Raw genomic sequence first — 15,641 nt, forward strand, 5'->3', positions numbered from 1 at the left:
CGCCGCCTGTCCGCGGCGCCCTTTACCTTACTTCGCGCCGTGGCTGCTGTAGTTGACCGGCACCCAGCGATACCCGTCTCCCTGCGCTTTTATCTTGCCGATACCCGGAAACGCGATATGCGCCGATGCCACCCAGGCGTTGCTCTGCGCCGCCATTTTCAGCGTTTTCTCCCGCATGGCCACCGCCTCATCCTGATTGACATCAAAATGAATCGCCACCTGCGGCTGCGGCATCTGCACCGCTTTCACATGGATAATATCGCCCCACAGTAAAAGCGTTTCACCGCCGCGGGTCACTTTGTAAATCACGCTGCCGGGCGTGTGGCCGGGCGCGGGCAGCGCTTCAATGTCGGGCATGATTTGCGCGGGCGCGTGGAACGCCTTCATCTTTCCGGCGCTGATGACCGGGCGCAGCGACCGTTCCGATTCCGCAAACGTATGGCGCTGGCTGGCTTCGACTTCCTTTTCATGCGCCGGGTTGAGCCAGAAATCGAGGTCGCGCTGATCCACCCGCACGGTGGCGTTCGGGAAGACCGGTTTACCGTCGCGCTGCACACCGCCGGAGTGATCGGCGTGAACGTGCGTCAGCAAGACCATGTCGATTTGCGACGGGTCGATACCGGCGGCACGCAGATTTTCCGGCAGATGACCGCCGTTATTGCCAAGCAGCGCGCCCGCGCCGCTGTCCACCAGGATGAGTTTATCGCCGGTGTTGATAACATAGGCGTTGATAGAGGTTTCGACCTGCGGCGTCAGCGCGTCATCAGCGAGGCGCGTTTTGAGAGCGTCAGGCGTGATGCGGGTCAGGAGTTTGTCGGCGGGAATGGTCACGGTGCCGTCAGAGACAGCGGTTATCTGCCAGTCGCCGAGCATCATGCGGTAATAGCCGGGTGCCTGCGCGCTGTTAACAGGCAATGGCGCTGCGCCAAGCGGCGCGGCCAGCGCGAAAGTGAATAGCGCCAGTAAGGTTGCGGCAGTTTTCATCATCGTCCTCCAGTTGATTTGACTTGCTGAAGTATCCACGCCGCACTAGTATCACTCCAATTGATTGGAGCCATAATGACTATCAAAGAAAACGATTTCCGCAAAATCGATCTCAACCTGCTCATCGCGTTTGCGGTGCTGTTTCGCGAGCAGAGCGTGTCGCTCGCGGCCGATAAACTGCATCTCGGGCAGCCCGCGGTCAGCGGCGCGCTCGCGCGCCTGCGCGATATGTTCGATGACCCGCTGTTTATTCGCAGCGGCCACCGGATGCAGCCGACCGCGCGCGCCGTCGCTCTGCATGGCGAGCTGATGCCGCTGCTGGAGCAGCTTCAGTCAGCGCTGTTCCAGCAGGCTGAATTTCACCCGCAGCAGGCGAGCGCCACCATTACGCTTGGCATGACCGACTGGGTGGAGATGTGGCTGATGCCGCAACTGATCCCGGCGCTGCGCGAAGCCGCGCCCGGCGTGCGGCTTAACGTGGTGGCAAGCTCGCCGTTTAGCGATCCGCGCCGTCTGGAGGAAGGCGAGCTGGATATGGCGATAAGCGTGGCGCAGGCCGGGCCGCGCTGGCAGGAGCGCGAGGTGTTAGTGAGCATGCCGTTTGTGACGCTCTGGCACCCGTCGCAGCTCAGCCTCACCGCCCCGCTGACGCTTGAGGATTACGTGCAAGAACCGCACCTGATGGTGACCTACCGCGAAGCGACTAGCAGCCTGATTGATACGCTACTGGCACGCCAGGGAGCGCGCCGCAGCATTTGCTACACCACGCCGCACTTCGCGGGCCTGCCGGGACTTCTGATGCAGATGCCCGCGCTCGCGACCGTGCCCGCGGGGCTGTGTGATATGTGGCAAACGGCCTGGGGGCTTTCGGCAAGCCCGGTGCCGCTCGACGTGCCGCCGTTTGAAGTGGCGCTGCTGTGGCATCAGCGCCATAACAGCGATCCGGCGTTGATGTGGTTACGCGGATTTATTCAGCGGCTGATAGCGAACGGCGAATAACGTCAGTGGCGGTTGATGGCGTCGGCAATAGCCGCCGAGGTGGTTAACGCGCGGATTTCGCTGAAGAGTTCCGTCGCCTCGGCGTACTCTTTGCGCAGATAACCGAGCCACTGCTTGATGCGCGCCACATGGTACATGCCCGTATCGCCCTGTTTCTCAAGCCGCGTGTACTGTTGCAGCAGTTGCACCACTTCCGGCCAGGGCATACGCGGCTCGTTATATTTAATCACGCGGCTTAAGTTCGGCACGTTGAGCGCGCCGCGGCCAATCATCACCGCGTCGCAGCCCGTTTCCGCCATGCACGCCTGCGCGCTGGCGTAATCCCAGATTTCACCGTTGGCGATAACCGGAATCGTCAACCGCTCGCGAATTTCGCCAATCGCCGCCCAGTTAATGCGCTCCGCTTTATAGCCATCTTCTTTGGTGCGCCCGTGTACCACCAGCTCCGTCGCGCCCGCCTGCTGGACGGCATCGGCGATTTCAAAACGCCGCGCGCCGCTGTCCCAGCCGAGACGAATTTTCACCGTGACAGGCAGATGCGCAGGTACGGCTTCGCGCATCGCTTTCGCGCCGCGATAGATAAGATCAGGGTCTTTCAGCAGCGTGGCACCGCCGCCGCTGCCGTTCACAAGCTTCGACGGGCAGCCGCAGTTGAGATCAACGCCCCAGGAGCCCAGCTCCACCGCCCGGGCGGCGTTTTCGGCAAGCCATTGCGGATGCTGGCCGAGCAGTTGCACACGCACCCGCGTGCCGGACGGCGTGCGGCTCTCGTGGTGGAGTTCCGGGCAGAGTTTATAGAATGATTTCACCGGCAGGAGGCTGTCCACCACGCGCAGAAATTCGGTGATGCAGAGATCGTAATCATTTACCCCGGTGAGCAGTTCGCGCACCAGAGAATCAAGCACGCCTTCCATCGGCGCCAGTAAAACACGCATAACGCTACCCGCTAAAAAAAGAGGCGCTATGGTAGCGCCTCGCCGCCGTGAAAGGAATGCGCGAGCGCTGGCTCAGAGCGTAAAACCGAAACGCTGGCCGTCCGGCAGCTCGACATCCAGCCGCACCGTGCCGCCCAGGGCTTCGACATAGCGCTTAAGCGTTGAGATTTTCATCTCGTTGCCGCGCTGTTCGATAGCCGCGACCGACGGCTGGGCGATACCCATCTGGCGCGCCATCTCGGTTTGCGACACGCTGAGCGCCTCGCGCAGCGCATACAGATGGGTTTCCAGCAGCAGCTGCGCCGTTTTCTCTTCGATGCGTTCGCGGGCCTCCGGGGTCTGCGCCGCCAGCACTTCATCAAACGTCTTCATCTATACCTCCCGGTGGTTCAGATAGTGGCTAAACAGTTTGTCAGCGACGCGCAGCATGACCCGGTAAAACCGCTTTTCATCGCCCTTTTTCTCGGCCGCGCACAGCACAATGGCGTAACGGTGCGGATCAAAAGCGTAAAAGGCGCGTATGGGCCGCCCGGCGTGCTGAACCCGTAATTCCTTCATACCCGCGTGACGCGAGCCTTTGAGCGTATCGGCATACGGACGCCCGAGGTGCGGACCTTTGATTTTTAAAAGCCCCAGCGCGGCCAGCACATCTTCCTGCAACGGCTGCGGCTGTCTCGCGAGCCAGCACTCAAACTCGTGAGTAAGGTAAATAGTCCACATGGCGCTCCTCCCTGTTCGTTAGCGACTACCGTGAACGGCAAGGAGCGTTTTATAGATTGTAATCTATAGCTTCAACAGGGTCATTACTGGTTTGCGTAACGGTGCGCAAAAAATTTTTGCGGCCATGAAAGGCGCGTTGTGAACCTGGGCGGCGGCTCGAAAGTTTAGGTATGCTGAGTTGGCTCCTGTGATCGGTAGCACAGTTTTCATTTTAATTGTATGATGAATGCGTTCGGTTTAAAGGTGACCCCTATGAGCACAATGCTGACTTCTCTCTGGCAACTGGTACGCGCGTTTGTTTTGATTTACGCCTGCCTTTATGCAGGCATCGCGATTGCCGCGCTGCTGCCGATTACGATCCCTGGCAGCATCATCGGCATGCTGATTCTTTTTGTGCTGCTGGCGTTTCAGATCCTGCCCGCGAAATGGGTACAGCCCGCCTGTAATCTGCTGATCCGCTATATGGCGCTGCTGTTCGTGCCGGTCGGTATTGGCGTGATGCAATATTTCGATGTGTTGCAGGCGCAGTTTGGCCCGGTGGTCGTCTCCTGTTTTATCAGCACGCTGGTGGTATTTATGGTGGTGAGCTGGAGCGCGCATCTGGCGCACGGCGAGCGCAAAGTGGTAGGCCAGGAAAGGAGCCATGAGAAATGATGCAGAATATCTGGTGGTCGCTGCCGCTGACGCTACTGGTGTTTTTCGCCGCCCGCAAGCTTGCCGCACGGCTAAAAAGCCCGCTGCTCAACCCGCTGCTGGTTTGCATGGTGGTGCTGATCCCCTTTCTGATGCTGGCCCATATTCCTTATGAGCGCTATTTTCAGGGCAGCCGCATTCTGAATGATTTGCTGCAACCGGCCGTAGTGGCGCTGGCGTTCCCGCTGTATGAACAGCTGCACCAGATCCGCGCGCGCTGGAAGTCGATTATCACGATTTGTTTCGCCGGCAGTGTGGTGGCGATGGTCACCGGCACTTCTGTCGCGCTGCTGATGGGCGCAAGCCCGGAAATCGCGGCGTCCGTCCTGCCGAAATCGGTCACCACGCCGATCGCGATGGCCGTGGGCGGAAGCCTCGGCGGCATTCCCGCTATCAGCGCCGTGTGCGTGATTTTCGTCGGGATCCTCGGTGCGGTGTTTGGCCATACGCTGCTGAATATGATGCGGATAAAAACCAAATCCGCGCGCGGGCTCGCGATGGGCACTGCTTCGCACGCCCTCGGGACGGCGCGCTGTGCGGAGCTGGACTATCAGGAAGGCGCGTTTAGTTCGCTGGCGCTGGTGATTTGCGGGATTATTACGTCGCTGGTCGCCCCGTTCCTGTTCCCGCTTATTCTCGCGATATGGCGCTAAAACTTGCGATACGTCGCGCATTTTCATTCTAAATTTCATTTGTTGCATAGCCAGCGAGATCTAAATCACATATAAAGCCTCAGGAGCGCCGTAAACTATTTTTCCTGTTACTTCTTTTGAGGCTTTGCCATGCACCCACGTTTTGAAACTGCCTTCGCACAGCTGCCGGCGGCACTGCAAGCCGCTCTGGCTCCATGGATTGCTGATGTTCATTTTCCGGCGATGCTGAGCGCCGAACAGGTCGCTGACGTTCGCCGTCAGAGCGGGCTGGACGATGACGCGCTGGCGTTTGCGCTGCTGCCGTTAGCCGCTGCCTGCGCGCAAACGGAGATTTCACACTTTAATGTGGGCGCGGTGGCCCGTGGCCTTAGCGGCAATCTCTATTTCGGCGGCAATATGGAGTTTCGCGGCGCGGCGATGCAGCAGACGATTCACGCCGAGCAGAGCGCTATTACCCACGCCTGGATGCGCGGCGAAACCGGCCTTGCGGCGATTACCGTTAACTACACGCCGTGCGGCCACTGCCGTCAGTTTATGAACGAGCTTAACAGCGGGCTGACGCTTCGCATTAACCTGCCGGGACGCGCGCCTTCACAGCTTGGCGATTACCTGCCGGACGCCTTCGGCCCGCGCGATCTCGATATCAGGACGCTGATATTCGACACGGAAAATCATGGCTATGCGCTGAAAGGCGACGCGCTGACGCAGGCTGCGATTGCGGCGGCCAACCGCAGCCATGCGCCGTACAGCCAGTCCCCTTCCGGATTGGCCATTGAAACCCGCGATGGTGAAATCTTTACCGGCAGCTATGCCGAGAACGCGGCGTTCAACCCTTCCCTCCCGCCGCTGCAGGCCGCGCTGAATCTGATGAGCCTGAACGGTTACGCATGGGCGGACATCAAGCGCGTCGCGCTTGCCGAACGTGACGACGCGACGATTGTTCAGCGCGACGCCACCGCCGCGACGCTGAAGGCGCTTGGCTTCACGAATCTCGAACTCGTTACGCTTGCCTGAAATAACGCTGCGGGCGTTCTGCCCGCAGCGGCGAAAAATGCTTCAACCGGTCGTTCGATTCTTGCTCTTGCCCGGCGGGTAAAGTAGCCTTGAATCTCTTTTCTGATTGCTTCGAGCTGCCTGAATGTTAAAGCGTTTGTTATACAGCCTGCTGGCCCTGATTGGCGTACTGCTGTTAACGGCGCTGCTCCTTGACCGCTGGATCAGCTGGAAAACCGCGCCTTACGTCTATGACGAGCTACAGGATTTACCGTGGCGTCAGGTGGGCGTGGTGCTCGGCACCGCCAAATATTATCGCACCGGCGTGATTAACCAGTATTACCGCTACCGCATTCAGGGCGCGCTGAACGCGTATAACAGCGGCAAGGTGAATTACCTGCTGTTGAGCGGCGATAATGCCCAGCAGAGCTATAACGAGCCGATGACGATGCGCAAGGATTTGATTGCCGCAGGCGTCGATCCGGCGGATATCGTGCTGGATTACGCCGGTTTCCGCACGCTCGACTCTATCGTGCGCACCCGCCGTGTGTTCGATACCAACGATTTCATCATTATCACCCAGCGTTTCCATTGCGAGCGCGCGCTGTTTATCGCGCTGCATATGGGCATTCAGGCGCAGTGTTACGCCGTGCCGTCGCCGAAAAATATGTTGTCGGTGCGCGTGCGTGAGTTTGGCGCGCGTTTAGGGGCGCTGGCGGATCTTTATATTTTTAAGCGTGAACCGCGTTTCCTCGGCCCGCTGGTGCCGATCCCCGCCCTTAGCGAAGTGCCTGACGATGCGCAGGGTTACCCTGCCGTGACGCCCGAGCAGATGCTGGAATTGCAGAAGAAGAAGTAAGCGTCGCGATGGCAGGTGCGGTGGGTGCGCGATGCTTACCCACCCTACACATTCCTTTCATCTTTATACCCGGTGGGTGCGCTGCGCTTACCCACCCTACAAATTCCTTTCATCACCGTAGGGCGGGTAAGCGTAGCGCACCCGCCATCCAGTTTTTAATATATCAGGTCGGTGAATTCGTTACGTTCGCCACAATGTCATCCTGATATGTGCGCTTCCCTCACGCGAACGTGCAAAGGGGGCTCACCGCCGCCCCCTTTGCAATCCCGGCTCCCGGCAGAAAATCGCCCCTGCGGGGAAGCCTCGCCTTATTCCCTCCGGCCATGGGTCGGGCAAGACAATACCTCCCTGTATTGTCATGCCCTCGCACCGGGTCCCTCCGGTGCGCCCCAGCCTGCGGCGAAACAGCGAGGCCGATTTTTTTAAGCCGGAGCAAAACCATCATCCTCAACGCTCACTCTGAGTGTAAGGCGGGTAAGCGCAGCGCACCCGCCATCATTCACACTCACCGCCCATAAAAAAAGCCCCCGCAAGCGGAGGCTTTTTGGCGTAACCGCGCTTATTTCTTACGCGCGTATTTCAGGGAATCCAGGGCGACCGCGAAAATGATAATCGCGCCCTTGATGATGTACTGCCAGTAAGGGTTGATGCCGATATAGGTCAGGCCGTAGTTGATAACGGTGAAGATAATCACACCGGTCACCACGCCAAGCACCGTACCCACGCCGCCGCTGAAGGAGACGCCGCCCACCACACACGCCGCGATGGCGTCGAGCTCATACATAAAGCCCAGGTTGTTAGTGGCAGAACCGATACGGCCCGCTTCCAGCATCCCACCGAAGGCGTAGAACACACCGGAGAGCGCATAAATCATCAGCAGGTTCAGCGCCACGTTCACGCCGGAGACTTTCGCCGCTTCCGGGTTACCGCCGATAGCGAAAATGTTTTTACCAAAGCGGGTTTTATTCCACAGGATCCAGACGAACGCCACGGCAATCAGCGCGTAAAACGTAATGTAGGAAAGTCTGAAACCGCCGAGCGCGACAAACCCCTGCGTAAACGTCGAGAAGCCGGAATCGAAGCCGGAAATCGGCGACGCGCCCACGAAGTCGTAATACAGCGAGTTGATACCGTAAACGATGATCATCGTGCCAAGCGTGGTAATAAACGGCGTCACGTTCAGGTACGCAATGATAATGCCGTTTACCAGACCAATCACGGCACCGATAGCGCAGACAATCAGGATCACGAGCGCAATCGGCATGGTCGCCATTTCCGGGAACACTTTGTTGGCGTTTTCCATCGACTGCAGCAGCGTTGCCGCGACCACCGCGGCGAGGCCAACCTGACGCCCTGCGGAAAGGTCAGTCCCCTGGGTGACAATCAACCCTGCCACGCCAAGCGCGATAATAATACGCACCGATGACTGGGTGAGAATATTACTTAAGTTCAACAGGCTTAAAAACGTCGGGTCCTGGAAAATAATAATGGCCAGCAACACTAAAAGAACGACGTAAATACCGCCCTCTTTCAGATAAGTGAGAAAACTCTTCTTATTTAACGCACTCATGAGGAGCCCCTGATATTAAAGGTGCAAAGACGCAAGACGCAGAATTTCATTTTGCGTCGTCGTTTTGGTGTCAACAATCCCGGAGACGAGGCCATTGCTCATTACCAGAATACGGTCAGTTATCCCTAACAGCTCAGGCATTTCTGAGGAGATAATAATGATCCCCTTACCCTTTTTCGCCAGTTCAGCAATAAGCTGGTAGATTTCAAATTTCGCGCCTACGTCGATGCCGCGCGTCGGCTCATCGAGCATTAATATTTCCGGCTGGGTGAGCAGCCAGCGCCCGATAATCACTTTTTGCTGGTTACCGCCGGAAAGCGAACCAATTTGTGTGCGATGACCCGGCGTTTTAACACGCATTGAGTCAATCACCCACTGGGTATCGCTTTTCATGCGGGAATTATCCAGCAAGCCGATTTTGCTTTTATAGTTGCGAATATTGGAAATCAGGGAGTTAAAACCGATATCCAGATAAGCGTAGATCCCCGTTGAGCGGCGCTCCTCGGTCACCAGCGCAAAGCCGTTATTAATGGCTTCATTGGCGCTATGGTTATTGATCTTTTTACCGTGCAGACTAATGGTACCGCCAGATTTCTCGCGAATACCAAATAACGTTTCCACAATATCCGTGCGCTTCGCGCCCACCAGACCGGCAATACCCAGGATCTCGCCTTTATGCAGATCAAAGGAGACATCACGAATAGACGGCTGGCGCAGTGAAGTCAGATTGCGCACTTCAAGGATCACTTCACCGGGTTTGTTTTCACGATCCGGGAAGCGCTGGTTGAGAGAACGCCCAACCATCATGGCGATGATCTTATCCATATCCAGCCCTTCCAGCGACTGGGTGGCGATCCACTGGCCATCGCGCAGGATAGTGATTTCATCGCACAGCTGGAAGATCTCTTCCATTTTGTGGGAAATATAAACAATACCGCAGCCGCGCTCTTTCAGCTTACGGATAATCTTAAAGAGATGATTAACTTCTTTCTCCGTCAGAGAAGACGTCGGTTCATCCATAATGACGATTTTAGCGTCGTAGGAGAACGCTTTGGCGATTTCAATCATCTGCATCTGCGATACAGAAAGCGTACCCACGCGAGCTTTAGGATCGATATCAATATCGAGCTCGTCGAAAATCGCTTTGGTATCAAGATACATTTTTTCCTGGTCAACAAACATGCCTTTGGTCGGATAACGGCCAAGCCACATGTTGTCCATGACGGAACGTTGTAATACCAGGTTTAATTCCTGATGCACCATCGATATTCCATTCTCCAGCGCCTCTTTGGCCGAATGGAAATCAATTTCTTTCCCCTGGAAAAGAATACTGCCGGAATCTTTTTGATAGATCCCGAAAAGACATTTTAATAACGTTGATTTGCCCGCGCCATTCTCACCCATCAGAGCATGAATAGAATGAGGACGAACTTTTAAATTAACGTTATCGAGTGCCTTAACGCCCGGAAAACTCTTGTTGATATTCGTCATTTCCAACAAGTATTCGCCTGACGACTGCGTATTATTGCTGACCATATTTATACCTGGCTGCGAGTGTGTTGGCTGAGCATGGCACGCTAAAGGGGGCGCAAAATGCGCCCCGTAAATACATTGCAATTATTTTTTGCTGGTGATTTCCGCCAGGTTGTCTTTATCAACGCCGACATAAGGAATACGCACCACTTTGTTTTCAATTTTCCAGTCAGTGCCGTCTGCCGCGCCTTTGCCTGCAGCCAAATTTTTAGCAAGGTCAAAGGTCGCTTTCGCCTGGTTGTTGGCATCGTTCAGCACGGTACCGGCCAGCGCGCCAGATTTCACCAGCGCCAGCGCTTCCGGCAGCGCATCCACACCGAAGACCGGAATAGATGATTTGTTGTGCGCTTTCAGCGCTTCTACCGCACCCATCGCCATGGCGTCGTTGTTCGCGATAACCACTTCGATTTTGTTAGCGTTCGGGCCAGAGAGCCAGGCATCCATTTTATCTTTCGCCTGAGCGGTATCCCACATGGCGGTATCCAGCTGCAGCTGCTCGGTTTTAATGCCTTTGTCGTTCAGCTCTTTGATAACGTAAGTGGTACGCGCTTCAGCATCCGGGTGGCCCGGCTCGCCCTTCAGCAGGACGTACTGGATCTGGCCATCTTTGTTCAGATCCCAGCCCGCGTTGGCTTTCCAGTGCTTGGCAATCAGATCGCCCTGGATAATGCCGGATTCTTTGGAGTCGGTGCCCACGTAATAGGCTTTGTCATAGCTGTCCAGCGCTTTGCGGGACGGCTCTTTGTTAAAGAACACGATTGGGATGTTCTGACCGCGCGCTTTTTCGATAACAGTGCCTGCGGCCGCCGGGTCAACCAGGTTGATCGCCAGAGATTTCACGCCTTTTGCCAGCAGCACATCAATCTGATCGTTCTGCTTGGACTGGTCGTTCTGGGAGTCGTTCATCAGCAGCTGAACGTCAGGCGAAGCGGAAGCGTCTTTTTCAATTGCCTTGCGCACGACGGACATAAAGTTGTCGTCGTATTTATAAATGGTTACGCCAATACGGTCGGCTGCCTGAGCCGCGGTGCCAAAAAGCATGCAGGACATAACGGCAGAGAGGGTCAACACCTTCTTATTCATGGTATCTCCGGTTTTTATGCAGGGTAGCAATCGTGAAAAACGGGCGGCAGGACGGTAAGGAGAAAAACCTTACTGAATGCCGAAGTTCACTAATAAAAAACACTTCCTTGCTCGGTAATGCTTCCAGTAAAGCTTTTTTATCGTTCAGGGGCGGCAGATAACGTCAGTGTTAAATCGCCGTTACATAAAGTTTCAGGCCCATGAGACGCCGTCATCATAGTCAGCGCAATGTTAATATACTGTGAATTTACTCACAGATTGAAAGCGGTTACATCACGCGCATTTATAAACTAGTGATCGGCTCCACATTTTGCCGTGCCGCGACGGAGTGACGACGCACCAGCGTAGGCATAAAACAGTGGGTAGCCGTCGGATCCAGCGCTCCTGCGGCCCCCTGTAGCGCCAGCTCAGTGGCGAGACGCGCCATGGAGACCACCGGATAACGCACGGTGGTCAGTTGCGGGTCGGTATAACGGGCGATCGGGATATCATCGAAACCAATGACTGACAGATGCTGCGGCACCAGAATGCCGTTATCTTTCAGCGCCGTCAGCGCGCCTGCCGCCATGCTGTCGTTGTAAGCAAACACGGCGGTGAGATGCAGATTGCGGCCTAAGAGTTCCACCATCGCCGCCTCGCCGCCCTGCATATCCGGGCTACCGGTGCCGACCCAGGCCTCCGGCGGCTGAACGCCTTCATCGGCCAGCGCCCGCTGCCACCCTTCGCGGCGTTTGTCGTTATCATCAATCTGGTGGCTGGAGGCGAGATAGCCGATGCGCTGATGGCCGCTGCTTTGCAGCATGCGCGTCGCCATCATCGCGCCGGTGACATTATCTAGCCCGACGCAGCGATGCGCGTAACCCGGCACGATGCGGTTAATCAACACCATGCCCGGCACCTGTTCAAGAAAAGCGGCAAGCTCCTCGTCGCAAAGCGATTTGGCGTGCACGATAAGCGCGCTGCAACGCTGGCGGATCAACACTTCAATGGCGTGGCGCTCTTTTTCCGCCTCGTGATAGCTGTTGCCGATAAGCACATATTTGCCGTGCTGCTGCGCCACGACATCGACGGCTTTCACCAGCGCGCCGAAGAACGGATCGGAGACGTCCATCACCACAACGCCTATCGTATCGCTGACCTGAGTGGCCAGCGCCTGGGCGTTCGCGTTCGGGCGGTAGCCAAGCTGCGTGACCGCCTGCATGACGGTTTCACGCGTTTCCGGGCTGACCAGCGCGCTGTTATTGAGAACGCGGGAGACCGTCGCAACAGAGACCCCTGCCAGACGGGCAACGTCACGAATGGTGATCATGGCGACCACCCTGAAGAGCTGAAATGCGTCTCACAGAAACCCCCTGTGTTAAGTCAGGTGGCTATTCTGGCAGTGCGCCTGAATGTGCTGCGTGAAGCACATCACAGCGCTGGAAACGGTTACATACGATTTGTTAACGATTGTGATCCAGATCGTTATCTGGATGATACGGATTGCGGTGCGCCTGCGGCGAGGCGCGTCAGACGCCGCCATAGCCACTCCAGCGGCCCCTGGCGGAAATAACGCAGCCACAGCACAGAGAACGCGAGGTTAACGGCCCACACCGCTGGCACAAACGCCAGCAGCGAGAGCCGGTCAAACTGCATAAACAGGCCGAAGCGGTTGAAGAGCGTCGTGCAGATAAGACTTTGCAGCAGATAGTTAGTGAGCGCCATACGCCCGACGCAGGTCACGGCGGTCATCATTTTCAGGCGCGCCAGGCACGGCCAGTAGCCGAAAACCAGCGCCGTATAGCCGAGCGCCTGCAGCGGCGCGCCCAGTTCGCGCGGTGCCTGAAGCAGAAACGCGCACCAGCGGTAATCCCAGCCGAGATGCCACTGCACGACTATCGCGGGCAGGTTAATCAGCACGCCCAGCGCCACCAGCCCGAAACCGGTGCGCCGGTAGTGGCGCAGGCTGAATTCGCCGCGCAACCAGCCGCTGCGCATCAGTGCCGCGCCGGTCAGCATCATGCCCGCGAGCTGCCAGCCATACTGCGCGCCGAGCGCCAGCAGCATGGAAGAGAGCAGATCGAGTCGGCTGCGCACGGCCTCCATGCCCCCTTCCAGACGCCAGAATTTTTCATAGAAGAGATCGGCCGCCTGCGGCGTCCAGGAGCGGCTCATGTGCTCGCCGGATATCATGCCGAGCAGCAACAGCACCGCAATCCCGATGAGATAAAGCACCACGCCGGTTTTAAACAGCGATTTCACACTCGGGGCGTCGCGCACCATGCGCCAACAGATGAGCCCTACCAGCCCGTACGCCAGCAGAATATCGCCATCCCAGATGAAAATAGCGTGTACAAAACCGAGCAGCGCCAGCAGCGTAAGCCTTGCCTGGATCCAGCGTTTACCGCGCGGCAGCAGCATTTGCAGACCGGCGCCGAACAGTAGCGCGAACAGCGTGAGGAATTTGACCTGGGCGAAGAGATCGAGCAGCGCCCATGTCCAGGCATCGCGGGAGGTGATATCGCCATACCAGGCGGGGTTGAGATAGGCCGCCTTCGGGAGCCCAAAGGCGGTAATGTTGAGCAGAAGGATGCCGAGGATCGCCAGACCGCGTACCGCGTCGAGGGTGATATTTCTCGTCATCCTGGGTTTTAGCCGTTGTGGTGACGCACGGCGCGCAGAAACTCCTGGCGCGTGTTCTGGCTGGATTTAAACAGCCCGCCGAGCGAGGTCGTCGTGGTCGCGCTGGTGGCGTCGCGGATGCCGCGCGCTTTCACGCAGTAGTGCACCGCGTCGATGGAGACCGCCACGTTGTTCGTGCCAAGCAGCGTTTGCAGCGCTACCAGCACCTGCTGCGTCAGTCGCTCCTGCACCTGCGGGCGCTGGGCGAAGAACTGCACGATACGGTTGATTTTTGAAAGGCCAATCACCGCATCTTTCGGGATATACGCGACGGTCGCTTTACCGTCGATGGTCACGAAGTGATGTTCGCAGGTGCTGGTCAGGGTGATATCGCGCACCGTGACCATTTCATCCACCTTCATTTTGTTCTCAATGACGGTTATCTTCGGGAAATTGGCGTAATCGAGGCCGGAGAAAATCTCATCCACATACATCTTGGCGATGCGATGCGGCGTTTCCATCAGGCTGTCATCGCTCAGATCCAGATTAAGCAGCTGCATGATTTCAGTCATATGACCGGCGATAAGGCGCTTGCGGGTTTCGTTATCCAGCTCGTTGACCGGCGGACGCAGCGGCGTCTCCAGACCACGCGCGACCAGCGCTTCATGAACCAGGGCCGCTTCTTTACTGAGTGATGGCATCGTTATTTTCTCCTGCAGGTGTAACCAGACTCTGCCCGGCCGGGGCTGAGCGTGGGCTCATTGTGCGTGAGCTAACGCACATAATCCAGTGGCCGGGGCGAAATTGTTGAAATCGTCGCGGCCTTTCAGGCACGCCGGAAGACCAGCGCGCCGCCGATAAACAGCGCCACGCCCGCGAGCCACAACGCGGGCTCAAGCTGGCCGGTGAAGTGGCTTGAGAGCGCTGAAGTGACCGGCCCGACAAGTTGTCCTATCGCATAACCGGTAGTCAACAGGCCTGCGAGATAGCGGGTGTGCGACGGTGCCAGCTCGCGCCCGCACTGCAAAGAAAGCTGCACCGCGCACAGGAAACCGCCGCCCACGAGAAGTGAGCCGATCACAAGCCCTGATAATCCCGGCAGCAGCGCCGCCGCCAGTACGCCGAGCCCCTGGAGCCAGAGAACAATCGCGAGGCGCTGCGATGCCGTACCGCGCGTTCGCCAGAGAATGCTGAGCGCAATGCCCACAACCGACGCCGCGCCGAACACCGGCCAGACGAACTGCGCGAACAGGCTGCCAGGGAAGCGCGCCGCCGCCATCTGCGATAAAAACGTGGCGGGCAGAATATAGCCGTAGCCTGCGAGACTATAGCTCCAGACCAGTCTTTTGAGCGCGGGCGTCAGTTCCAGCGGCGCGGGCGGCGTATCCGCCCGGTGAAGTTCGCCTTTGCGGGGTAAATAACGGGCGATAAGCGCAATCAGCGCGAACGCCAGCGTGCCGTAAATCACCCAGCCCTGTGCGGCGCTGAGCGCCGCGCCGTGGATCCAGACCGCCAGCAGGCCGCTGATAGTGATACCAACGCCAGGGCCTGCGAAGACCGCCGCGCTCAGACCCGGCCTGCCGTGGTGGGCGAGCTGTTCGTTAGTCCAGCCCGCGGCCATCACCAGCGCCCAGCCGCTCATGCAGCCAATCACGAAGCGCACCACGCCGTGCGACCACGGGCCGTCCGCCAGCGCGGAAACGAGCGTCAGCAGCACCGCGCCCCAGACGCCCATATGCAGTCGGTATTCGACATGACGGTGAGCGCGCATGGCATCCCACGCGCCCACCAGATAGCCAAGATAGTTGGCGGCGGCCACAAGCCCCGCGGTGGTCAGCGTCAGTTCGCCCTCGCCCACCATAAGCGGCACCTGGGGCGTGAACGCGAACCGCCCTATTCCCATTGCCACCACCAGAGCCAGAAAGCCGGTTAATGCGATACGCAGCGCCACGCTGCCTCCATTTGTTAAAATAAAGTTATCAATATGATGCGCTATGATTCCGGGCTGGTGAAGTGAA

The 15,641-nt window shown here is 57.7% G+C and carries 16 protein-coding genes; 5 read left to right on the top strand and 11 right to left on the bottom strand.

Annotated elements, in window-relative coordinates:
* Positions 1-27 precede the first annotated feature (27 nt).
* Complete coding sequence (locus G9X48_RS08525; RefSeq protein ID WP_007869354.1) at positions 28-987, bottom strand: MBL fold metallo-hydrolase; 960 nt, start codon at positions 985-987, stop codon at positions 28-30.
* 72 nt (positions 988-1,059) lie between these two features.
* Between G9X48_RS08525 and G9X48_RS08530 the strand changes: the two genes are divergently transcribed.
* On the top strand, positions 1,060-1,983 hold the full coding sequence (locus tag G9X48_RS08530) for a LysR family transcriptional regulator (protein WP_038880026.1): 924 nt from the start codon (positions 1,060-1,062) through the stop codon (positions 1,981-1,983).
* Between the two features lie 2 nt (positions 1,984-1,985).
* Here G9X48_RS08530 and dusC read toward each other — a convergent pair whose 3' ends face one another.
* From dusC to G9X48_RS08545, 3 genes are all read right to left on the bottom strand, one after another.
* Positions 1,986-2,918 (bottom strand): tRNA dihydrouridine(16) synthase DusC, encoded by a 933-nt coding sequence (dusC, locus tag G9X48_RS08535; protein ID WP_032988286.1) that lies wholly within the window; start codon positions 2,916-2,918, stop codon positions 1,986-1,988.
* A gap of 72 nt (positions 2,919-2,990) precedes the next feature.
* Complete coding sequence (locus tag G9X48_RS08540; RefSeq protein WP_007869363.1) at positions 2,991-3,290, bottom strand: XRE family transcriptional regulator; 300 nt, start codon at positions 3,288-3,290, stop codon at positions 2,991-2,993.
* A complete protein-coding gene (locus G9X48_RS08545; RefSeq protein ID WP_007869365.1) occupies positions 3,291-3,638 on the bottom strand; it encodes a type II toxin-antitoxin system RelE/ParE family toxin in 348 nt (115 codons plus the stop codon).
* 252 nt (positions 3,639-3,890) lie between these two features.
* Between G9X48_RS08545 and G9X48_RS08550 the strand changes: the two genes are divergently transcribed.
* The 4 genes from G9X48_RS08550 to sanA all read left to right on the top strand — a co-directional run bounded on the left by G9X48_RS08550 (position 3,891) and on the right by sanA (position 6,836).
* Positions 3,891-4,292 (top strand): CidA/LrgA family protein, encoded by a 402-nt coding sequence (locus tag G9X48_RS08550; protein WP_007869367.1) that lies wholly within the window; start codon positions 3,891-3,893, stop codon positions 4,290-4,292.
* Positions 4,289-4,984, top strand: coding sequence for a CidB/LrgB family autolysis modulator (locus G9X48_RS08555; RefSeq protein WP_007869369.1), 696 nt, complete (start codon positions 4,289-4,291; stop codon positions 4,982-4,984). The genes G9X48_RS08550 and G9X48_RS08555 overlap by 4 nt, the downstream gene beginning before the upstream one ends.
* 129 nt (positions 4,985-5,113) lie before the next feature.
* Complete coding sequence (gene cdd, locus G9X48_RS08560; protein WP_038880022.1) at positions 5,114-5,998, top strand: cytidine deaminase; 885 nt, start codon at positions 5,114-5,116, stop codon at positions 5,996-5,998.
* A 124-nt stretch (positions 5,999-6,122) separates the two neighbouring features.
* Positions 6,123-6,836, top strand: a complete 714-nt coding sequence (gene sanA, locus G9X48_RS08565) for an outer membrane permeability protein SanA (protein ID WP_004387784.1) — start codon at positions 6,123-6,125, stop codon at positions 6,834-6,836.
* A 559-nt stretch (positions 6,837-7,395) separates the two neighbouring features.
* Here the strand turns inward: sanA and mglC are convergent.
* The 7 genes from mglC to G9X48_RS08600 form a co-directional block, all read right to left on the bottom strand.
* Complete coding sequence (gene mglC / locus G9X48_RS08570; protein WP_004387466.1) at positions 7,396-8,406, bottom strand: galactose/methyl galactoside ABC transporter permease MglC; 1,011 nt, start codon at positions 8,404-8,406, stop codon at positions 7,396-7,398.
* Positions 8,407-8,421: 15 nt separating this feature from the next.
* The gene (mglA, locus tag G9X48_RS08575) at positions 8,422-9,942 is read right to left on the bottom strand and encodes a galactose/methyl galactoside ABC transporter ATP-binding protein MglA (RefSeq protein WP_004387465.1); all 1,521 of its coding nucleotides are present in this window, start codon (positions 9,940-9,942) and stop codon (positions 8,422-8,424) included.
* An 81-nt stretch (positions 9,943-10,023) separates the two neighbouring features.
* Positions 10,024-11,022 (bottom strand): galactose/glucose ABC transporter substrate-binding protein MglB, encoded by a 999-nt coding sequence (mglB, locus tag G9X48_RS08580; protein ID WP_004387464.1) that lies wholly within the window; start codon positions 11,020-11,022, stop codon positions 10,024-10,026.
* A 283-nt stretch (positions 11,023-11,305) separates the two neighbouring features.
* A complete protein-coding gene (gene galS, locus G9X48_RS08585; RefSeq protein WP_004387463.1) occupies positions 11,306-12,331 on the bottom strand; it encodes an HTH-type transcriptional regulator GalS in 1,026 nt (341 codons plus the stop codon).
* A 155-nt stretch (positions 12,332-12,486) separates the two neighbouring features.
* A complete protein-coding gene (yeiB, locus tag G9X48_RS08590; protein WP_007869378.1) occupies positions 12,487-13,644 on the bottom strand; it encodes a DUF418 domain-containing protein YeiB in 1,158 nt (385 codons plus the stop codon).
* Between the two features lie 8 nt (positions 13,645-13,652).
* Positions 13,653-14,324 carry a GTP cyclohydrolase I FolE gene (folE, locus tag G9X48_RS08595; RefSeq protein ID WP_004387461.1) on the bottom strand — a complete coding sequence of 224 codons (672 nt, stop codon included), beginning with the start codon at positions 14,322-14,324 and terminating at the stop codon, positions 13,653-13,655.
* Positions 14,325-14,449: 125 nt separating this feature from the next.
* Positions 14,450-15,574 (bottom strand): YbfB/YjiJ family MFS transporter, encoded by a 1,125-nt coding sequence (locus tag G9X48_RS08600; RefSeq protein WP_004387460.1) that lies wholly within the window; start codon positions 15,572-15,574, stop codon positions 14,450-14,452.
* Positions 15,575-15,641 lie beyond the last annotated feature (67 nt).

It is taken from the genome of Cronobacter sp. HA18006 (assembly GCF_011605445.1).
GTDB lineage: Bacteria > Pseudomonadota > Gammaproteobacteria > Enterobacterales > Enterobacteriaceae > Cronobacter > Cronobacter sakazakii.